At 66.4% G+C, this 21,429-nt stretch carries 16 protein-coding genes; 14 read left to right on the top strand and 2 right to left on the bottom strand.

The window, feature by feature from the left end; all coding sequences use genetic code 11:
- Positions 1–31: 31 nt before the first annotated feature.
- The gene (locus tag GII31_RS21885; RefSeq protein ID WP_260840188.1) at positions 32–517 is read right to left on the bottom strand and encodes a hypothetical protein; all 486 of its coding nucleotides are present in this window, start codon (positions 515–517) and stop codon (positions 32–34) included.
- Between the two features lie 502 nt (positions 518–1,019).
- Between GII31_RS21885 and GII31_RS21880 the strand changes: the two genes are divergently transcribed.
- Both GII31_RS21880 and GII31_RS21875 read left to right on the top strand, forming a co-directional pair.
- A complete protein-coding gene (locus GII31_RS21880) occupies positions 1,020–1,382 on the top strand; it encodes a hypothetical protein (protein WP_213245475.1) in 363 nt (120 codons plus the stop codon).
- Positions 1,383–1,595: 213 nt separating this feature from the next.
- Complete coding sequence (locus GII31_RS21875; RefSeq protein ID WP_213245473.1) at positions 1,596–2,120, top strand: hypothetical protein; 525 nt, start codon at positions 1,596–1,598, stop codon at positions 2,118–2,120.
- 94 nt (positions 2,121–2,214) lie between these two features.
- Here the strand turns inward: GII31_RS21875 and GII31_RS21870 are convergent, their stop codons facing one another.
- Positions 2,215–3,831: a peptidoglycan recognition protein family protein gene (locus GII31_RS21870; protein ID WP_213245471.1), complete on the bottom strand. Its 1,617-nt coding sequence runs from the start codon at positions 3,829–3,831 to the stop codon at positions 2,215–2,217.
- A gap of 306 nt (positions 3,832–4,137) precedes the next feature.
- On the opposite strand from GII31_RS21870, the gene GII31_RS21865 reads away from it, so the two are divergent.
- From GII31_RS21865 to fadD32, 12 genes are all read left to right on the top strand, one after another.
- Positions 4,138–5,670 (top strand): SpoIID/LytB domain-containing protein, encoded by a 1,533-nt coding sequence (locus GII31_RS21865; protein ID WP_213245469.1) that lies wholly within the window; start codon positions 4,138–4,140, stop codon positions 5,668–5,670.
- 90 nt (positions 5,671–5,760) lie between these two features.
- Positions 5,761–6,960, top strand: coding sequence for a UDP-galactopyranose mutase (glf, locus tag GII31_RS21860; protein WP_213245467.1), 1,200 nt, complete (start codon positions 5,761–5,763; stop codon positions 6,958–6,960).
- Positions 6,957–8,849 (top strand): glycosyltransferase, encoded by a 1,893-nt coding sequence (locus GII31_RS21855; RefSeq protein WP_213245465.1) that lies wholly within the window; start codon positions 6,957–6,959, stop codon positions 8,847–8,849. Before glf ends, GII31_RS21855 begins: the two co-directional genes overlap by 4 nt.
- Positions 8,830–9,540, top strand: coding sequence for a phosphatase PAP2 family protein (locus GII31_RS21850; protein ID WP_260840187.1), 711 nt, complete (start codon positions 8,830–8,832; stop codon positions 9,538–9,540). Before GII31_RS21855 ends, GII31_RS21850 begins: the two co-directional genes overlap by 20 nt.
- A 100-nt stretch (positions 9,541–9,640) precedes the next feature.
- Positions 9,641–10,576: a decaprenyl-phosphate phosphoribosyltransferase gene (locus tag GII31_RS21845; RefSeq protein ID WP_213245463.1), complete on the top strand. Its 936-nt coding sequence runs from the start codon at positions 9,641–9,643 to the stop codon at positions 10,574–10,576.
- Positions 10,566–12,788, top strand: coding sequence for a hypothetical protein (locus GII31_RS21840; RefSeq protein ID WP_213245462.1), 2,223 nt, complete (start codon positions 10,566–10,568; stop codon positions 12,786–12,788). Before GII31_RS21845 ends, GII31_RS21840 begins: the two co-directional genes overlap by 11 nt.
- Before the next feature lie 384 nt (positions 12,789–13,172).
- Positions 13,173–14,213 (top strand): alpha/beta hydrolase, encoded by a 1,041-nt coding sequence (locus tag GII31_RS21835; RefSeq protein ID WP_213245460.1) that lies wholly within the window; start codon positions 13,173–13,175, stop codon positions 14,211–14,213.
- A gap of 289 nt (positions 14,214–14,502) precedes the next feature.
- Positions 14,503–16,032, top strand: coding sequence for an alpha/beta hydrolase-fold protein (locus GII31_RS21830; protein WP_213245458.1), 1,530 nt, complete (start codon positions 14,503–14,505; stop codon positions 16,030–16,032).
- Positions 16,033–16,218: 186 nt separating this feature from the next.
- The gene (locus GII31_RS21825; RefSeq protein WP_213245455.1) at positions 16,219–16,833 is read left to right on the top strand and encodes a DUF732 domain-containing protein; all 615 of its coding nucleotides are present in this window, start codon (positions 16,219–16,221) and stop codon (positions 16,831–16,833) included.
- Positions 16,834–16,844: 11 nt separating this feature from the next.
- A complete protein-coding gene (locus GII31_RS21820; protein WP_213245453.1) occupies positions 16,845–17,834 on the top strand; it encodes a cutinase family protein in 990 nt (329 codons plus the stop codon).
- Positions 17,835–18,064: 230 nt separating this feature from the next.
- The gene (locus GII31_RS21815; protein ID WP_213245451.1) at positions 18,065–19,060 is read left to right on the top strand and encodes an LLM class F420-dependent oxidoreductase; all 996 of its coding nucleotides are present in this window, start codon (positions 18,065–18,067) and stop codon (positions 19,058–19,060) included.
- 299 nt (positions 19,061–19,359) lie between these two features.
- A complete protein-coding gene (fadD32, locus tag GII31_RS21810; protein ID WP_213245449.1) occupies positions 19,360–21,261 on the top strand; it encodes a long-chain-fatty-acid--AMP ligase FadD32 in 1,902 nt (633 codons plus the stop codon).
- The last annotated feature ends 168 nt before the right edge of the window (positions 21,262–21,429 follow it).

Here is a 21,429-nt window from a genome sequence, read left to right as displayed (position 1 = left end):
GCCGGGCGCTATTCGCGGGTCTGGAACATGCTCAGGAGGCCCACTCGACGAGGCCGATCGACACGTGCCGGGTGGAGGCGACGATGGTGGCGCCGTCGTCGCGGCTGTAGCAGCGCAGGCTGACGGTGTGGCTGCCGGGCGGCAGCGATCCGGTGGCCAGGGTGATCGACTGCCTGCTGGTGGCCTTGTCGCCGAGTTGCTTGATGGGCTCGTAGCTGCCGATGTACTGCGAGGCCACCTGCACGGTGAGACCGCACAGCTTGGGGCCTTCGGGCAGGTTGATGGCGCTCATGAAGATCCGGCCGTGTGACGCCCAGGCGCGCACGATCGGCTTGGACTTCTTCTTGGCTGCCGGCTGGGTCGTGGTCTTCTTGGGGGCGGCCGACGCATCGGGGGCGGTCACGGCGCCGCCCAGCATCCCGCCGAGACCTGCGGTGACGGCGACGGCGGCGGCGATGCGGCGGGCCGAACGGCCACGGGTACGGACGGCGGACGGCGAGGTGTTGTTCACGCGCATAAGGCGCATTCTGCCGTAGATCGCACGAGAACGCTCGTACCGGGGATGCTCGGGGACGGTCCGCTCGTCTGCGGATGGTTGCTTCTCGGGTCGGCGGCCGGGTGCCGGAGGTACCTGCATCGTCATGTCGTCTCCGATGCCGGCCTGGTGGTTGCGGCGGTACGGCGACCTGCGAGAACGGCCTGGGTTTCGTCGACGACGGGGGAGGGCACGGCCTCCGCGGGTGAATCGGAGGGCCGCAATTCCACGTAGATCGTTAGCGGAAAGAAAGAAATTATCGGATGACACCGGAAATGGTGACAGCAGCCTTTCGGCGATTCTTTCCCGCGGTCCGGCACCGTGCTTTTTCTATGGGGATGGTGACTTCGGGCATGTAGGCGAGTGTTACGCACTCCGGCCGGGGAGAACTACCCATTCCGGAGGATTGACCGTCCGAAGATCACCCGTCATTCTTTGAAATGTCAATCGACAACAACCGTCAACAATTCTTCAGGAGGACATCATGAATGCACGTCGTATCGTAGCCGCGGCCATTGCCACAGCCGCGTCGGGGATGGTCCTGCTGGGTGCTGCCGGCACTGCCTCGGCCGCCACCCCGACGACTCATCTGGACGTGAAGAGCCACGGCAGAGTCATTGTCGCGGTGAAGAACTCAAACTCCTACCCCATCGAATGCGAGACCTGGGTGGTCGAACCCCACGCGATCGGTGCGCGGTTCACGATTCCGCCGAACAGTCTTCGGGTGCGAACCCTGCGCGGCACCCCCGGCTATCACGATGTGTGGATGCACTGTGGCAAGAACACCCTTGCCGGCCCCGATGAACTGCGCAGCCCGATCGGTCTGGTGAAGCTCAAGAAGAACTGACCGACAACGATCATCCTGCGATGCGTCGCCGCGCATCGGTCCCGCCCGGCGGGCGAGGCCCGGCGACGCTCCCGCATACCCGTCCCGCGAAGCCGGCGGCCTGCATCGACGCGTGGTGGGCTCGTGGATTCGAGTAGTCGACTACTCGTTGCAACCAGATGCCCATGGCGCATCCTTCGAATTGTTCCCGCACAGCATGGAAAGGAATTTCTCATGACACGAAAAATCGTCACCGGACTTGTGTCCCTGCTACTGACACTCGGCCTCGCCGGGGTCATGTCGGGGCAGGTCGGCGCGGCTCCGCCCCCGACGACAATGAAGCCGACCCCGAAGCTCTGTCGGGCGTGTGTGGTATCGAACTCGGTGACCATCACTCTGATTCTCCAGAATGAATGGGCCAAGAAGAACTACGGCAAGATCGTGACGCCCGGCCTGGTCACAGTGGTCAAGCAGAACCCCGCGAATGGCACCTTCGGGGACAACACGACGCCTGTGGGCAGCACGGCCAAGGTTGTGAACGGTTCCTTCGTGCCCCGTGATGAGAAGACTTATCAGGTCAAGTACACGGTTCAACAGCTCCCGGCGAACCAGCAACTCGAAGTCCGGGTGGCCGTCCCGTATGAATGGTCGTTTTACGGGAACAACAAGTTCACCATCACGCCGATCAAGGCCGGTGGCCGGACTCTGCCCGGGCACGCGTCGGTGACGCTGACCCAGCAGCACCGGCGGCTCAACTGACCTCCGTCACCCGGTGAGACGAGCATTCTCGTCTCACCGGGTTTCGAGGTTCGTCGCTTGCGCTCAGCACACTTCAACCGGCGTGGCGAGTGAGTCAGCCGGTGGGAACCGGAGACGGGGCGGGAGCGGGCCCAAGCGCCGGGGTAGTGGGTTCGGCGGTGGCCATGGGGGTGCCACCGGCGGCGACGGCCCGGATGGTGTCCAGCGCCGCGTAACCGAACCGGCCTGGGCATTCGGTGTGGTTGAGGTCGCGGTGGGCGGAGATCGTCGGCACGTCGGCGACGCTGCCGGCCGAGAATTTGCTGTCGGAGAAGTATTGGGCGTCGAGCTGGGTCTTTCCGACGGGCGACAGACCTGCCTTGCCCAAGCGCCAGCGCAGGAATCGGCCCGCCGCCGAGATCATCTGCGCCGACGGTCCGGTCTGGTCGAGGTCACCCATCAGCGACACCCCGACCGTGGACTGGTTGAAGCCGCCGGTGTGGGTGGCCTCGACGTTGCGGTCGAGCCCGCCGAACGCACCTTCGAAGATCTGCCCGTATCTGTCGACCAGCACGTTGTAGCCGATGTCGCACCAGTTGAGCGATTGTGCGTGGTAGGCGTAGATGCCGCGCACGATCTCGGCCGACTGCTGGGGGGAGTAGTCGTTGGATCCGGCGGTGTGGTGCACCACCGCCCCCTTGATCCGCGGGATGTAGTGCGGCTGCGAGCAGCGGATGCCTTCGTCGGCACCCCATTGCGCCCGCGATATCACCTGTGGACCGCCCGACAGCGATGTCAGTATCGACGATCCGAGCGACAGCAGGCTCTGCGGCGAGATCACGGTGGCCTGCATCGTCGACAGTGCCGTGCGCAGCAGCGTCGAGACGATCGAATCGGATGATCCGATACCCAGCTGGGTGAGCAGCCCGTTCTGGGTTACGGCGGCGGGGATGGCCTTGCCGCCCTGGGTCAGCAGGATCTCGGCCGCCGTCGCCGCACCCACCCAGATCGGTTCGGTGCCGCTCACATATCTGCGACGGTCCCCATCGCCCGGCCCAGGGATGCCGGCCGTGTCGACGGTGTCCAGCGCCGTCCACGCGCCCCAGCCGCCGTCCTCGTCCCGCACGCGCAGGTAGGCAGTGGCCTCGACGGGTTTGTTCCAGGTCAGGGCCACCATCTTGAGGGCTTTGCCCTTGTTGGTGATGCGCTGCACGGCGGGGCCGACGAGCCTGCCGTCGGCCATCCGCGGTGACACCGCAGGCTTCTTCTTCGGTGTCGTCTTCTTCGGTGTCGTCGGCTCGCGCGGGCTGGGCTTGTCCGTGGTCGCGTGTTCGTGGATGCCCGTTCGCGGCGTGCTCGTGGTGGATGTGCCGGGGACCGTGGCCTTGGTGCGTACGGTGCCGGGCGTTCGGGTGCCGGACGTTCGGGTGCCGGGGGTGTGGGCCTCGCGCAGCGCCGGGGCGGTGTGCCCGATGTCGGGATCGGGGAACAGTGCCGGGTCGATCGTCGGGAGGGTGATGCCGATGTCCGAGAGCCGCGCCGTCGCCATGTCGAGGGCATAGGTGGGGAGCTTGTCCAGGGAGAGCTGTTCGATCGTCGTCTTGGCGTGGGTCTTCGTGCGGTCGACCGGCACGGGGTCGGCACCGAAGAGAATGGCCGCGAAGGGGCTCGTGACGGCGAGCGCTGCGACGACCGCGAGCACGATCGGCGGCTTGGTTCTGGGGTATCGCATGGTGGTGTCTCTCCTGGGTTGTCTTCCCCGGACGGATCGCGGCGGCAGCTGCCATCGTGTGCGCTGAATATGCGCTGCGGTGTGACCGACGCACACTGTCGATACAACTCGTGATGCTGTTGTTATCTAGTGAGATTGGTGTTGTCGCTACGAATTCACTATGGTCACTAGAGTCCCATTCGCAACACTAACCACATGAGTCACGGTTGGCTACCCACTGCAACGGCTTCGCAGCTGGGCGTTCACCCGTGTACACATCCACTGCACACGGCCGACGCGGGGGACACCGAGGGGAGTCCGACGGTTATGCCACGTCTGAGAATGTTCACGACCGGCGCCCGGTCACGGGATGCGCGCAAGCGAAAACTGTCGTTGACGGCGCTGGGCCTGACACCCGCGCTGATCGCCGGCGGTCTGGTCCTCGGCACCACGCTCAACGGCGCCGACGACGTCGACCTGGCGGTCTCCGGTTCGGTGACCATGCACGGTCACGGTCACGGTCACGGTCGTGGCCTGGGGCAGTGGGGTGCCTACGGCTATGCGAAGAAGGGCTGGTCTGCCGGCAGGATCCTGCGTCATTACTATGGCGGCACCACCGCGGGGAAGGCGGACAGGTCCGAGGTCGACGTCACACTGACGAATCAGAGCTCGGTTTCTGTGCGCGCGGTCGCCGGGATGCGGGTAGGCGGGCAGGTCGTCGCCCCCGGGCAAGCGGTCAGTTTGTCCGGGGGAACAGCAAACATCACCAACGGCTGCGGCGGATCGGTCGTGCGCTCGGTGCCCGCGACCTTCGTCGAACCACTGACCGCGGGCCCGACCAGACCCGCCGGTGAGCTGCTCACCTTCTGCGGGTCGGGCGCCACGTATCGCGGCGCGCTCGGCTACTCCGGCGGACGCGTCGTCAACCGGGTCCACATCGATGACTACGTCAAGGGTGTCCTGCCCAAGGAGATCTCGCCCGGCTGGGCCGACGGCGGTGGAGCCGAGGCCATCAAGGCGCAGGCCGTGGCCGCGCGCACCTACGCACTGGCCGCGCTCGCCGGCGGCAAACAGATCGACGATACCCAGAACTCGCAGGTCTACGGCGGTGCGTCCGTAGAGGACCCACGCACGAACTCCGCCGCCGACGCCACCGCCGGACAGGTCCGCCTGGTGAACGGGAAACCGGCGTTCACCGAGTTCTCGGCATCGACCGGCGGTTTCACCGCGGGCGGGCCGTTCCCCGCCGTCGAGGACGAGGGCGACACCATTTCGCCGTCACACAACTGGACGATGACGCTGAGCCCGGACACCGTGGGCAGCGCCTTCGGCGTCGGCGCGCTGCGCGACTTCGAGGTGATCGAGGCCAACGGTCTCGGCCCGCAGTGGGGCCGCGCCGTCAAGGTCCGCGTGGTCGGAACCGGTGGCACCGTCGAGGTGAGCGGCGAGGACGCCCGCACCACCCTCGGGCTCAAATCCTCCTACTTCGCCATCAAGGGCCAGACGAACAAGCCCGCGATCGTCGCCCCGGCACGCGGCACCGGTCCGGCCGGTGGCATCCTGGAGACGATCTTCGACGAGGTGATGCCGGGTGCGTCACAGTTGCTCGAGGTGGGCACCCAGGTGCTCAACGGCAAGTTCGACGATCTCGGCGGTATCACCGGCGTCCTCGGTCAGGCGATCGGCATTCCCGCACTCACCCCCGACGGCAAGGGCGTCGTGCAGCTGTTCCAGCGTGGCATGATGTTCTTCTCCGCCGACACCGGTGCGCACGCTCTCGCCGGGCGGTCCCTCGCCGACTACCTCAGCAAGGGCGGACAGCCGGTCGTCGGCTTCCCGAAGCGGGATGCGCTGAAATAGCGGGTGTGAGGTGATCGGACTGTGAGTTTGTCGGGCCACGGAGGTCGTGCTCGGCTGATCCTCAGGTTCGGTCCGATAGGCTGAGCACTCGTGGCATCGAGTAATGAGTACGACCTGTTCGTGGTGGGATCCGGGTTTTTCGGGCTGACGATCGCGGAACGGGCGGCAACCCAGCTCGGTAAGCGGGTCCTCGTCGTCGAACGTCGGCACCACCTCGGCGGCAATGCCTACTCCGAGGCCGAACCGGAAACCGGAATCGAGATCCACAAGTACGGTGCACACCTGTTTCACACCTCCAACAAGCGGGTGTGGGACTACGTGCGGCAGTTCACCGACTTCACCGGCTACCAGCATCGGGTGTTCGGGCTCTACCAGGGGCAGGCGTATCCGCTGCCGGTGGGTCTGGGCCTGATCAGCCAGTTCTTCGACAAGTACTACAGCCCCGACGAGGCGCGTGCGCTGATCGCCGAACAGGCCGGTGAGATCGATTCGAAGGACGCCCAGAACTTCGAGGAGAAGGCGATCAGCCTGATCGGGCGTCCGCTGTACGAGGCGTTCTTCAAGCACTACACTGCCAAGCAGTGGCAGACCGACCCCACCGAGCTGCCCGCGGGCAACATCACCCGGCTGCCGGTGCGCTACAACTTCGACAACCGCTACTTCAACGACACCTACGAGGGGTTACCCGTCGACGGGTACACCGCGTGGCTGGAGAAGATGGCCGCCGACGAGCGCATCGAGGTGCGCACCGACACCGACTGGTTCGACGTGCGTGACGGGCTGCGCGCCGCCAATCCGGACGCCCCCGTGGTCTACACCGGTCCGCTGGACCGCTACTTCGACTACTCAGCCGGCCGACTAGGGTGGCGCACACTCGATTTCGAGACCGAGGTGCTGCCCACCGGCGATTTCCAGGGCACTCCGGTGATGAACTACAACGACGCCGACGTTCCGTACACCCGCATCCACGAGTTCCGGCATTTTCATCCCGAACGCACCGGCTATCCATCGGACAAGACGGTGATCATGCGTGAGTACAGCCGCTTCGCCGGCGAGTCCGACGAGCCGTACTATCCGATCAACACCCCCGACGACCGCGCGATGGTGGCCGCGTACCGAGAGCTGGCCAAGGCCGAAACCCGCGACGGCAAGGTGCTTTTCGGTGGCCGCCTGGGCACCTACCAGTATCTCGACATGCATATGGCGATCGCCAGTGCGCTCACCATGTTCGACAACACGCTCGCACCGCACCTACGCGACGGTGCGGCGCTGACCGGGGGAGAAGAATGAGCAAAGCCACCAGCCTTCTGCAGCGGGTCATCTTCCCGCGTCCGGGTGAGCCCGTCGACGTGCGGTCGCTGTACCTCGTCGAGGATGAGCGGAACTCGCGCCGCGCGCATTCACCGAGCCGCACTTCGGTTGTGCTGAGCCCGGATTCGCAGGTCAGCTTCGAGTCGTACTTCAACGCCTTCGCCGCCGCGTACTGGCGGCGGTGGTCGATCCTGACCTCGGTGGTACTGCGGGTCGAGGTGATCGGCACCTGCCGGATCGACTTGTACCGCTCCAAGTTCGACGGCGCGCGTATCGGCATTGGCGGCGAACTGATCCCCGTCGACGAGTCCGGTCGCGGCAGTATCGAACTGGAGGTGGATCTGGGCCCGTTCGAGGACGGTGGCTGGATCTGGTTCGACCTCACCACCGATACCGACACCGAGATCGTCTCCGCCGGTTGGTATTCAGCGGTGGACTCGCCCACGCCCGACGAGGAGACCAAGCGGGTCACCGTCGGTATCCCCACATTCAACCGGCCCACCGACGCCGTCGCCGCGCTCGCCGCGCTCACCTCCGACCCGCTTGTCGACGCCGTCGTCGATGCGGTGTTGATGCCCGACCAGGGCACCCGCAAGGTGGTTGACGAACCCGGCTACACCGAGGCCGCCGCGGCACTCGGTGACCGGCTGCACATCTTCGACCAGGGAAACCTCGGCGGCTCGGGCGGATACGCGCGCATCATGTACGAGGCGCTGCGGCTGACCGACAGCCCGTATGTGCTGTACATGGACGACGACATCGCGATCGAACCCGACTCGATCCTGCGGGCGCTCGCGTTGTCCCGGTTCGCCAAGTCGCCCATGCTGGTCGGCGGTCAGATGCTCAATCTGCAGGACCGCAGCCACCTGCACTGCATGGGTGAGGCCATCAACCGGCACACCTTCATGTGGACGGCGGCACCGTTCGTCGAGTACGACCATGACTTCGCGAAGTATCCACTGCGCGACCGGGACAACTCGAAGAACCTGCACCGGCGCATCGACGTCGAGGGCAACGGCTGGTGGATGTGCATGATCCCGCGCGAATGCGCGGAGAAGATCGGCCTGCCGATGCCGCTGTTCATCAAGTGGGACGACTGGGAATTCGCTTTGCGCGCAGCGAAAGCGGGCTACCCGACGGCGACGGTGCCGGGTATCGCGATCTGGCACATGGCGTGGAGCGACAAGGACGACGCCATCGACTGGCAGGCCTACTTTCATCTGCGCAACCGGCTGGTCGTCGCCTCGATCCATCACGACGGCCCGATCGGTGGCATTGTGCAGTCGATGGCCAAGGCCACCGCGAAACATCTGCTGTGCCTGGAGTATTCGACGGTTGCCATCCAGAACGAGGCGATCCGTGACTTTCTCGCCGGTCCCGACCACATCCGCAGCCTGCTGCCCACCGCGCTGCCGAAGGTGGCGGCGATGCGCAAGGAGTTCCCCGATGCTGTCGTGTTGCCGTCGGCGCAGGCACTGCCGCGCACCAGCGGTGAGGCCACGCACCTCGGCGTCAACGAGCCGAAGAACCCGATCACCAAGGTGCGCGCGCTCGCCGGGGCGGTGCGCAACAATCTTCGACCGGCCGACCCGCGGCACCACGAGGTGCCCCAGGCCAACTATCCGCCGATCGAGGCCCGCTGGTTCAGTCTCGGCCGTGTCGACGGGGTGACCGTGACCACCGCCGACGGCCGTGGCGTGGTCTACCGGCAGCGTGACCGTGACAAGATGATCGCGCTGGCGCGCGAGTCGGCCGCGCTGGTGAAAGAGGTCTACGATCGCTTCCCCGAGATGCGCGAGGCCTACCGCGGCGCGCATGCGGACCTGACGAGCAAGGAGAGCTGGGCTGATGTCTTCGGAATCGACTGAACAGGACACGACGCCGGCGACGGGGGAGGCCGGGGCGAGCGCAGCGACGGGGGAGGCCGGGGCGAGCGCAGCGACGGGGGAGGCCGGGGCGAGCGCAGCGACGGGGGAGGCCGGGGCGAGCGCAGCGACGGGGGAGGCAGCAGCACTGGTCGCGATCCAGGCGGCGATCGGGCGTCGGCCGGGTGTCCGGGAGGCCGCGCGCGGGCTGTCACACTTCGGTGAGCATTCGCTCGGCTGGCTGGCGATCGCCGGGGCCGGTGCGGCCGTCGCACAGGTGAGAGGTGACCGGGCCGCCCGCCGTCGCTGGATCGAGGCGGGTGTGGGTGCCTTCGGCGCGCATGCGGCGTCGGTGATCATCAAGCGGGTGGTGCGCAGGCCCCGCCCCCACCATCCGGACATCGAGATCGGTGTGAGCACCCCGTCGAAGCTGAGCTTCCCGTCCTCGCATGCCACCTCGACCACGGCCGCGGCGATTCTGATCGGCCGTGCGGCGGGCCTGCCGCCCGCCGCGGTGCCGGCGGTGCTGGTGCCGCCGATGTTGCTGTCGCGGCTGGTGCTGGGCGTGCACTATCCGACGGATGTGCTGGCCGGAGCCGGAATCGGTGCGGTCGGTGCCGCGGCCGTGGTCGCGGGTGACAGACTGTTTCCCGACCGTCGCGTTCGTGACCGTTCCGGCGCCGCCGACAGCTGACCGCGGCCGGGGACGACCCGAGACAGCCCGCGCGAGGACAGACCAAGCAGTGAATCGCCCGCACAGCCGCGGGCAAGAGTGAGATGAGCCGAGGATCCAGATGAGTGAGGAACCGATCGAGCACGGCCCCCAGCTCGGTCCGCCGAAGAATCTGGCGACCGGACTGGTGAAGGCATTGCGGCCCCGGCAGTGGGTGAAGAACGTCCTGGTCCTGGCCGCGCCGATGGCGGCGGGCACCGACGTGCTCACCGACGGCGCGACCATGTTGCGGGTGCTGGTGGCGTTCGTCGCGTTCTGCCTGATCGCGTCGGCCACCTACCTGATCAACGACGCCCTCGACGTCGAGGCCGACCGCAACCATCCCACCAAGCGTTTCCGGCCGATCGCGGCCGGTGTGGTGCCGCAGAGCCTGGCGTTCGTACTGGCCACCGTACTGGCGATCGCGGCGATCGGTATCTCGTTCCTGGCGAACTGGCAGACGGCGGTCACCATCGCGGTGTACTTCGCCATCCAGCTCGGCTACTGTTTCGGCCTCAAACACCAGGCCGTCATCGACATCTGCATCGTGTCGTCGGGCTTCCTGATCCGGGCTATCGCCGGTGGTGTGGCCGCCCAATTGCCCGACGGGCTGTCGCGGTGGTTCCTGCTGGTCATGGCGTTCGGTTCGCTGTTCATGGCGGCCGGCAAACGCTACGCCGAACTGGTGTACGCCGAACGGACCGGCGCCAAGATCCGCAAGTCGTTGCAGTACTACACCGCCACCTACCTGAGATTCGTGTGGACGTTGTCGGCGACATCGGTGGTGCTCTGCTATGGCCTGTGGGCGCTGGATACCGGTCCCGGCGGCAGCCACGGCGACAATGTCTTCTACTCGATCTCGATCGTCCCGTTCACCGTCGCGATTCTGCGGTACGCCGTAGACGTCGACGGCGGCGCCGCGGGCGAACCGGAAGAGATCGCCCTGGGCGACCGCATCCTGCAGTTCTTGGCGGTCGCCTGGATCATCTGCGTGGGTGTGGCCGTCTATGCCTTCTGACAAACACCCGGGGCCCGCCGAGACACAACCCGGTTCGGGTACGAGCCTGGCCGACCTGTTCGGCGCCGACGACGAATCGGGCGCGGCGGGCCGAACCAGGCGCTCCCGCGGCGACGGTACCGGGATCGGGGGTGCCCGGATCGCACGTCTGGGCGCACGGGGCTGGGTCACCTACGGCAGCTTCGCCGTCGGCGCGATCCTGGTCACCACATTCTTCGCCATCGGCGCCTGGCAGCGGCGGTGGATCGCCGACGACGGCCTGATCGTCCTGCGCACCCTGCGCAACCTGTTCGCCGGCAATGGACCTGTGTTCAACGCGGGGGAGCGCGTGGAGGCCAACACCTCCACCGCCTGGACTTACCTGCTGTGGTTCTGGGCCTGGGTCACCGACGGCCGACTCGAGTACGTCGCGCTGTGGGTGGCGCTGGTGCTGTCGGTGGCGGCGATCCCGCTGGCCATGTACGGCACCGCCCGGCTCTACGCCGACCGGATCGGGCGCACCTCCCTGTCCACCACCACCCTGTCTGCCGGATCGGGCTGGACGCTGCTGCTGCCGCTCGGCGCGATCGTCTACATCGCGTTGCCACCCGCCCGTGACTTCGCCACCAGCGGCCTGGAGAACGGGCTGTGCATCTTCTGGATCGCCGCGCTGTGGTGTCAGTTCGTCGCCTGGGGCAGGCGGGGCCGGGTGATCGGGCCTGTGGGGTCGGGCACCGCGACGGGGCACACCCCCGGCCGGATCAACAACCCGGCCACGCTGGCGCTGGCGTTCACCGCGGGTCTGGCGCCGCTGATCCGTCCGGAACTGACCGTGCTCGGTGGCCTGATCCTGCTGGTGATGGTGGCCGCGCCCGCGTCGTGGAAGATGCGCGCCGGGATCGCCGTGGTAGCCGGTGTGCTTCCGGTGAGCTATCAGATCTTCCGGATGGGCTACTACGCCCTGCTGGTGCCCAACCCGGCCGTCGCCAAGGACGCCAGCGGTTCCAAGTGGGCGCAGGGCTTCGACTACGTGGGCAATCTGTTCTCGCCGTACCTGCTGGTGTTGCCGCTGATCCTGCTGATCGTGGTCGCGGTGATCCTGGGGGTGGACGGATGGCTGTCCCGTTCCACCGGTGAGACGTCTACCGGGCAAACTTCTCCGGGGCAGGCCGTCGCGAACGGGGATGTCACCGACCCGGGCGAGTCCGGTCTCCGCGACCGACGCCCCACCCTGCGGGAGCGGATGGCCGGCTGGTCGGCCCGGCTGCAATCGACGACCGGGGTCACCGTCACCGTCGCGGTGGCGGGCGCGATCGGTGCTGTCTACTGGATGCGTCAGGGCGGCGACTTCATGCACGGCCGGGTGCTGCTGAACCCGCTGTTCACGCTGCTGCTGCCGCTGATGACCATCCCGGTGGCGATTCCGGCGGGCCGGGCGCAACTGCGCGGCGCAACCGGTGTCGTCCCGGCGCGCCGGGCGCGGGTCCGGCTCGGCGGTGCGGTGGCACTGGTGGCGATCTGGATCACCATGCTGGTGTGGGGCAGTACCTACCAGTCGACCGTCTTGCCGAACGCGGGCACCAGCATCGGCCGCAGCGGCATTGTCGATGAACGCCGCTTCTACGTCACCAACATGGGCAACCAGAATCCGGTGACGGCCGAGGACTACCTGGACTATCCGCGGATGCGCGCGATGGCCCAGCGGATCGAGGAGTACCGCGGCCGGGGCGGCGTCATCCTGCCGTCCGCCGACTATGACGAGTGGTACGTCGCGCCGCTGCCCGAATCGACGCCGCAGGACAAGCGCAAGGTCACCGTCTACTTCCTGAACCTGGGTATGACGAGCATGAACGCGCCGCTCGACGTGCGTGTCGTCGACCAGATGGGGCTGGCCTACCCGCTCGCCGCACACACCGAACGGCTCGTCGACGGCCGGATCGGCCACGACAAGAACCTGCGGTCGGAGTGGGTGGTCGCCGAGGCCAGGGCGGTCTCGAGTAAGCCGGACCTGCCCAGCTACCTCGACGAGGACACGGTTGCCGAGGCCAAGGTCGCGTTGACCTGCCCGGAGACGCGGGAGCGCTACCGCTCCTACGAGGGTGTGTGGTCGTGGCATCGGTTTGTCGACAACCTGAAGAACGCGGCCCGGTTCAACAGCTACCGGATCGAGCGTGAGCCGAAGTACGAAATCCTGCGGTGCGGTCTGACGCCACCGGACGAGCGCGGCAACTAGGGCATTCGGGTACCCGCCGGTCGAAGTTCGTGGACGTGGACGGATCTTTTGCCACAGTAACGGTTGTGCATTCGTATCTCGAATCGGTAACGTTCGCGATGAAATCGACGACAGGGTTACTGAGAGTCGGCTGATCGACATATGTGATCTCGATTGGATAGCGATACAGATCACACCGTTTGTCAGCCTGCCCGGCTTGCAATAGGCTCGCCACACGAAACGCGTGCGGATGTGCTGCGTCCGGACGGTCCGCGTCCACACCGGTGGCGGGGCCCGCGTGTAGGTGAGACTGCGGGTGCGGTCGGGCCACTGTCGCCAGAAGCACAGTGGCAGATGAGCGGTGCGAATCGCTCATCCGCCACACAACGAGGAGTTAGGTAGTCGATGCGCGAAGGTGCCAAACAGCACAGGGGGTGCCGTAAAGGCCGGTCCCGTTTTCTTGCAGGCATGCTGTCGCTGGCCACAGCGATAGGCATGGTAGGCGTCACTGCAGGTGAGGCGAGTGCCAGGGTCAACGACACAGCCCTGTTCAAGGAATACCGCATCGACAGCTGCGGAATGCCCAACTACACCAGCGGCCCATGGAAGAACAAGTCGGCCAACGAAGCCAACGGCGTCAAGGTGCGGACCTGGAAGAAGGCGGGCAACTACAAGACCGTCATCCTCCTCGACGGCATGCGCGCCGAATACGGCTACAGCGGCTGGGAGATCAACACCAACGTCCAGAAGCTGGTGAACTCGGGCGTCAACGTCGTCCAGCCCATCGGTGGGCCGGCCAGCTTCTACGCCGACTGGGACTCGCCCTCCAACTTCAACGGACAGCCGTTCACTTACAAGTGGCGCTGCGTCATCACCAAGAGTCTCATCCGCACCCTGGACGCCAACGGCTTCCGCGTCGGTAACGGCAAGTACGCCATCATGGGTCTGTCCTCCGGTGGCGGTGCCGCGCTCACCATCGCGGCCCAGAACCGCCAGAACTTCGACCGCGCGGCCTCGCTGTCGGGCTACAACTGGATGACCGCGCCCGGAATGCGCACCGCCATCCGCCTGTCGATGCTCGACATCGCGCCCGCGCCGTTCAACGTCGACTCCATGTACGGGCCGCCGTGGAGCCCGCGCTGGCGCACCAACGACGCCGCCTGGAACATCCAGGGTCTCAAGGGCATGAAGGTCTACGTCGGGTCCGGCAACGGCATCGTCGGCCAGCACAGCTTCGACAACGGCAGCAGTGCGGTCAGCCTGTTCAACGACTTCTTCAAGGGCTCCCCGCTCGAACTGCTCTCCTTCACCCAGACCAAGGCGTTCGAGCTCTTCGCCGCGATCAACGGTGTGCCGGTGATGAGCAGCTACTCCATGGGCACCCACTCGTGGGGCTACTGGCAGGATATGGTCTGGGACGCCAAGAACCGAGGATTCTTTAGGTGATGCGGCGGGGCTGAGTTTGTGAGCCCTTAGCCCTCTGTCTTCCTCCCTTGAATCCCCCGATCCGCTGTGTGCGGGTCGGGGGATTTTCTGTGGGCTGGACAACTTCGTCCGATATGGGGTCTGGCTCGGACATATGTCCGAGCTGGGTTCCATATCGGACGAAGTTGGCGGGCCGTGGGCGTGGCGATGATGCGGCCGGGACTTCTGTGGTGTATGAAACTCCTGAGACATTTGTGGTTTGTGGTGCGAATGTGGCAGTTGCGTTCGTATCCGACGGAGGAGTTCAGCGATGTGGCCTACAACGCGAGGTGCCGGCAACGACAGTGCTCCCAGCGATGGCAACCGGGCGATTCGGCGTAGTGCCGGGCGAACCAGGGCTGCCGCATCGACGGCCGTCGGCGCGGGTGCGATGGTGCTGAGCTTGGTCGTCGGCGGTGTGCCCGCGGGCGCCGAACCCGCACCGGCGACGCCGACGACGCACAAGCCCGCACCGGCGACCACCGGCAAACCCGCGCCGGAGACGACGAACAAGCCGACACCCAAGCCCGCGCCGGAGACGACCCGCAAACCGGCGCCGGCGGCGGACCAGGCCAAGGTCACCAATATCTACTGGTACACCAGCCGCCGGGTGGCGCTGTGGGTGTACTCGCCGGCGATGAAGACCAACATCCAGGTGCAACTGCTGCTGGCCCGCGACTGGTACGCCAAGCCGAAGGACAGGTTCCCCCAACTCACGATGCTCGATGGGCTCCGCGCCCAGGAGAACCAGAGCGGCTGGATCCTGAACACCAACATCATCGATTTCTACAAGGACAAGAACGTCAATGTGGTCCTGCCGATCGGCGGCGAGTCCAGCTTCTACACCGACTGGAAGGAGCCGGACCGCGGCAAACACTACATGTGGGAGACCTTCCTGATTAAGGAACTGCCACCGATCCTGGAGTCGGACGACTGGCGCTCGACCGACGTTCGCGGTGTCGAAGGTCTGTCGATGGGTGGTTCGGCGGCGATGATGCTCGCCGCGCGCAACCCCGGCTTCTACAAGTTCGTGGCGTCGTTCTCGGGCATCCTGCAACTCAGCTCGCCGGGCATGGCGCAGGCCATCCAATTCGCCCAGCGCGACGGCGGCGCCTACGACTCGGAGAAGATGTTCGGCAAGCCGAGCGACCCCGCGTGGCGGGAACACGATCCGTACGTGCTCGCCGACAAACTGCAGGGAACCAGCATCTACATCTCCTCCGGCAACGGCGTGATCGGTCCGCACGACCAGGCCTCGGACATTCCGCTGCTGGCCACCAACTACTCCGGCGTCGGCCTCGAGGTGCTCTCGCGCGTCACCACCCAGCAGTTCGCCGTCAAACTCAACGAGGTGGGTGTGCCCGCCCGTTCGGCCTACCGGCCGTCGGGCACGCACACCTGGCCGTACTGGCAGTTCGAGATGGCCCAGGCGTGGCCGCAGGCGGCGTCGGCGCTGGGACTGAGCGGCGACAAGGTCAATTGCGGCGTCTACTCCAAGTTCAAGAAGGTTGCCGCGAAGAACAAGAAGGTGCTCGGCGAGTGCCTCACGCCCGACTACACGGTTCCGGGAGGCCGCGCCCAGGACTTCGCGGGCGGCCGGATCATCACCGGGCCGAAGGGTCCGAAGGTGGTCACCGGTGCCATCGGCGGCGCGTACAGCGGGACCGGAGGACCCGGGGGCAAGCTCGGCCTGCCCATCAGTGACGAGTTGTCCACCCGCGACGGCAAGGGCCGCTTCAACAGGTTCGAACACGGCAGGATCACCTGGGATTCGAAGAACGGCACCAAGGTTCTGATGTAGGTTCTCGCGGAAGCCGATGCAGTGGCGCGGGCCGTAGTCTGGGTGCCCGACATCCAAAACCCTAAATCTTCGCTGAGGAATTGCGGTGTTTTGGCTGGTGAAGTCCCACCACGGCCAGATGTGCCGCCGCGCGGTTGTAGCCTTGCCTCTGGCGGGGTGCAAGCGTGTGATGCAGAGGAAGTGACGATGACGACGATGAGGACGATCATCCGGTCGGCGATGCTGGCGACGGGTCTGGCACTGGTGGCCGCGGGAATGACCGCCTGTTCGGATGACTCGACGGCATCGGCGCCACTGACCAGCAACCAGATCACCACCACCTCGATGAAATCGAGTGCGAACGCCGAAAGCACCGCCACCGAGGTCTCACCGTCCGAGTCGGTCGAGGCGTTGGCATCCGAGAGTCCGGACGCCTCCCGGGGTGCCCGGGACACGGAGGTGTCCGCGACCACGTCGAGCGCTTCGACCACCACGACCACCACGACCACCACGACCACCGCGCCCCGCAGCGACACCGTCGAGGAGAGCGTTGTCGCCCCGCAGAACGTCAAGCTGACGGAGAAGCAGGAAGACTACCTGCGTGCTCTCAAACGCCAGAACGTGACCTTCATGGGTGACACCGACAACAACGTGGCGCTGACCATGGGTGCCTACATCTGCAGTGAGAAGAAGAAGGGCACCGATCCGGTGACCGTCAAGGCCTATGTGACCGCGTCCGTGGGTCCGGGCACAGATTCGGTCGCGGAGGCGAGCGCCAAGGCCGACAAGGTTATCCGGGCCGCGCACGCCGAATTCTGCTGAGCGGACGGTCGATGGCCCGCTCGCGTCCGGGGCGCAGCCCGAAACGGCGTGTTCCCAAGTTCCTGCTGTTCCTGGGATTCCTCGCGGTCCTGGCGTTGGCGCTGGTGATCGTTCTGGTCGTCGTACTGTTGCAACCGGGTCCGGGGCGGGTCCCCAAGGGCCCGACCACCTCGCCGCCCACGTCGCGGCCGATGGCACAACCTGCCGACTGCCCCGATGTCCTGACCCTCGTGGTGCCGGGCACCTGGGAGTCCTCGGCCGACGACGACCCGCTCAATCCGACGGCCAACCCCAAGTCGTTGATGCTCAAGGTGTCCGGGCCCTTGCGCGAGAGGTTCTCCGGCGCGCGCACCGAGGTCTACACGGTTCCCTATACCGCGCAGTTCCGGAATCCGACCAATCTCACCGATCGGCAGATGGATTACAACGCCTCCCGCAAGCAGGGCTACCAGCGGGCGGCGGCCAAGATGGCCAAGACCAACCGCGCCTGCCCGCTGACCGGCTACATGCTCATGGGCTTCTCGCAGGGCGCGGTCATCGTCGGTGATCTCGCGCAGAGCATCGCCGACGGCCGCGGGCCGATCGCAGACACCGATCAGGACCTGATCCTCGGGGTGGGTCTCATCGCCGACGGCCGGCGTCAGTCCGGTAAGCAGCACGATGTGGGGCCGAGCCCGAGTGGTGTCGGCGCGGAGGTGTCGCTCGGTGGCTTCGGCAGCATGGTCCCCGGTATCACGATGACCGGTGGCCGCGGTGGGTTCGGTGCGCTCGAGGACCGGGTGTATTCGATCTGCGCGTCGGGCGACTTGATCTGTGACGCACCGACGGTCACCAATCCGGTCAAGGCGATCTCGCAGTTGTCGGGGGCGTTGAACAGTCCGGTGCACGCGATGTACGGGACCACCCGGTACTGGTCGGCGGGCGGTGTGAGCGCCACTCGCTGGATGTACGGCTGGGCCGTCACGCGTATCGACGGGGCGCCGTCGCCGGAGCACTACTGAGCATTCGGCCACACCCTCCCGTACTGGTGAGTAGGGTCACGTGTGACAATGATTGCGAGATGCGACACCGGATGCGTGTAGCCGTCCAGACCGACGCCCGTCCAGTCCCGAATCGGGTGACTCCCGGGATGGGCGGCCGAGGCGCGTGCGAAGATTACCAACGTCGCGCCCGGCCGGGGTCTGCGGCGATTCCGGGTCGCACGCCCGGCACACATTTCTAAGGAGTCTTCTTGAGCGAGGTCACCACGCCTGACGGCCTGCGCAAATTCCGCTTCGGCGCGGGTGGCGAGGGCAATAAAGAGGAGGGTGGCGCGCGCAAGTTCGTCCAGCTCGCCCAAGCTGCCGAGGAGTACGGGTACGACACTTTCGCGGTGCCCGACCACCTGGGCAATCAGGTTGGCCCGCTGGCCGCCCTCGGCGCGTTGTCACAGGCCACCGAGCGGATCCGTCTCGGTACCTCGGTGCTGGCCAACGGCTGGCGCCATCCGGCGCTGCTGGCCAAGGAGGCCAACACCATCGATGTCCTGTCCAAGGGACGTCTGGAGCTGGGCATCGGCGCGGGCTGGATGAAAGAGGAATTCGACAAGGCCGGAATCGAGTTCGAGAAGCCGGGTGTGCGCATCCGCCGGCTCGACGAGGCGCTGACCATCCTCGACGGCCTGATGCGGGGCCAGACGGTCGATTTCGAGGGCGAGTTCTACACCATCAGTTCATTGCAGGGCACCCCGCGGCCGCGGCAGGGTCCGCGTCCGCCGATCGCGGTGGGTGGCGGCGGTCCCCGGATGCTGGCGCTGGCGGCCAAACACGCCGACATCATCTCGGTGGCCACCGGCACCACCGCCGAGGGCAAGCTGCGCCTGTCGGACATGACGATGGAGAAGACGATCGAACGGGTCGACCGGATCCGCGAGGCCGCCGGCGACCGGTTCAGCGAGATCGAGCTGAACTGGACTATCGCGACCATCGTGATCACCGACGACCGTGAGGCGACCGCGGAGATGGCCCTGCAGGCGATCGACCAGGGCTATCCGCCCAACATCGCCAAGGACGTCGACCTGACCGTCGAGGATGTGTTGCGCTCGCCATATCTGGCGTTCGGCACGTTCGAGGAGATCGCCGACCAGATTCGTGAGGTTCGTCGATGTACGACGATGTCGTACGTCGGTGTGTTTCCCACGCAGATGGATGCATTCGCGCCGGTTCTGGCCTTGTTGAAGGGCGAGTGAGAGTTCTCGGATATCGGGCGGACTCCAGTACGATGGCCGACTGTCGCGAGTAACCTCTGGGGCAGCTCCGACGAAATAGGGCCTGGTCAGAACGAAAACCTCAGTTCAGGCTGCTGAAATGGCAATTGATGGTAGGGAGTTCGTTTCCACGGAGATAACGGTTGCGCTACGGTTGCGTCACTACCCGGCCACGATTGCTGGGGGCGCAGAGAAGCAGGGTTTGTGCCGACGCCGGTGGGGGCCGACAGGCACAGCAGACGGGTGGAGACAACAGGTCCACCAGGACCACAGGAGAAGTGATGTTGAACACCGAACTCGCGGAGTTCGTCGACGAGGATGGGCACCTCAGGCTGCAAGAGAATGTCACGCTCGTCGACTATGTCGAACGTAACGTGCACGAGCAGGCGGACACGCTCGCGTACCGGTTCATCGACTACAGCAGAGAACGCGACGGAGAACCCCAGGATCTGACCTGGGCCCAGTTCGGCAAACGTCTACGGGCCGTGGCCACCCGCCTCCAGCAGGTCACCTCGCGTGGAGACCGGGTCGCGATCCTCGCGCCGCAGGGGCTCGAGTACGTCATCGGTTTCTTCGCCGCCCTGTACGCGAGCAACGTCGCCGTCCCGCTGTTCTCCCCCGACGAACCCGGCCACACCGACCGGCTCGACGCGGTCCTGACCGACTGCCAACCCGCCGCGATCCTCACCTCGACCAAGGCGGCCGGGGCGGTGCGCGACTACTTCGCCCATCTGCCGGCCAAGCAGCGCCCGCGCGTCATCGCGGTCGACGCGGTGCCAGACTCGGTCGGTTCGGGCTGGACTCCGCCGGTCATCGGCCCCGACCACAACCTCGACACCATCGCCTACCTGCAGTACACCTCCGGCTCGACCCGGACCCCGGCGGGCGTGGAGATCACCCACCGTGCCGTGGCCACCAACGTGCTGCAGATCTGCGACACCATCGAGATCAACAAGACCGCACGCGGTGTCACCTGGCTGCCGCTGTTCCACGACATGGGCCTGCTCACCGTCATCCTCCCGGCGCTCGGCGGCAGCTACATCACCATCATGAGCCCGCAGGCGTTCGTGCGCCGCCCGGGCCGGTGGATCAAGGAACTCGCCGCCTCCGACGGCGCCGAGACCTACGCCGCCGCCCCCAACTTCGCCTTCGAACATGCCGCGCTGCGCGGACTGCCGCGGCCGGGCGAGGATCTCGACCTGTCGAACGTGATCGGTCTGATCAACGGTTCCGAACCCGTCACCGTCAGCTCGATGAAGAAGTTCAACGACGCATTCGGCCCGTACGGACTGTCCAAGACCGCCATCAAACCGTGCTACGGCATGGCCGAGGCCACCCTGTTCGTGTCGGCGACCAAGCGTGACAACGAGGCCAGGATCGTGCACGTCGACCGCGACCGGCTCAACGCCGGCCACTTCACCTTCGTCGACGCCGACGCGCCCAACGCTGTCACCCAGGTCTCGTGCGGTCAGGTCGCCCGGGATCAGTGGGCCACGATCGTCGACGTCGACACCGCGAGCGAACTGCCCGACGCCCAGATCGGCGAGATCTGGCTGCACGGGGCCAACATCGGCGCCGGTTACTGGGAGAAGGACGGTGAAACCCGGGAAACCTTCGACAACCGTCTGGTCACCCGGCTGCCGCAGGACAGCCACGCCGACGGCGTCGCCGACGACGCCAAGTGGATGCGCACCGGCGACTACGGCGTGTGGGTCGATGGCGAGCTGTACATAACCGGTCGCGTCAAGGACCTGGTCATCGTCGACGGCCGCAACCATTACCCGCAGGACCTCGAATACACCGCGCAAGAGGCCGGCCCCGCACTGCGACCCGGGTTCGTCGCGGCGTTCGCCGTGCCCGCCAACCAGTTGCCGGCCGAGGTGTTCGAGTTCGCCGGCAGCGGCCTCACCTTCGATCCCGACGATGCCTCCGAACAGTTGGTGATCGTCGCCGAACGCGGCCCCGGCAAACGGACCGACCCGCAGGACGTGGCGGACACGGTCCGTGCCGCCGTCGCCTCCCGGCACGGTGTGATGGTCCGTGACGTGCTGATGGTCCCGGCGGGTTCCATTCCGCGCACCTCCAGCGGAAAGATCGCACGCCGGGCGGCCCGCGCCGCCTACATCGACGGCACGCTGCGCGGCGGGTACCAGCAGACCGCCTTTCCCGACGCCCGAGATTGACACCCGCGAGTGCGTGCGACCACGTCGACCGATCGGCATGCCCCCGGCCACCGGTGGGATCCCGACCGTCCCGGTACGGGCCGCACGCGCCCGCCGATCACCTTCTGTCCTCCACCCGCTTCCGGACCATCGTCACCCGACGTGCCGGTACGTGAGGCGATCGCGCCT

This window comes from Gordonia pseudamarae (assembly GCF_025273675.1).
GTDB classification, from domain to species: Bacteria; Actinomycetota; Actinomycetes; order Mycobacteriales; family Mycobacteriaceae; genus Gordonia; species Gordonia pseudamarae.
The sequence above is the reverse complement of the archived record's forward strand: the minus strand, read 5'-3'. Positions and strand labels throughout refer to the sequence as shown.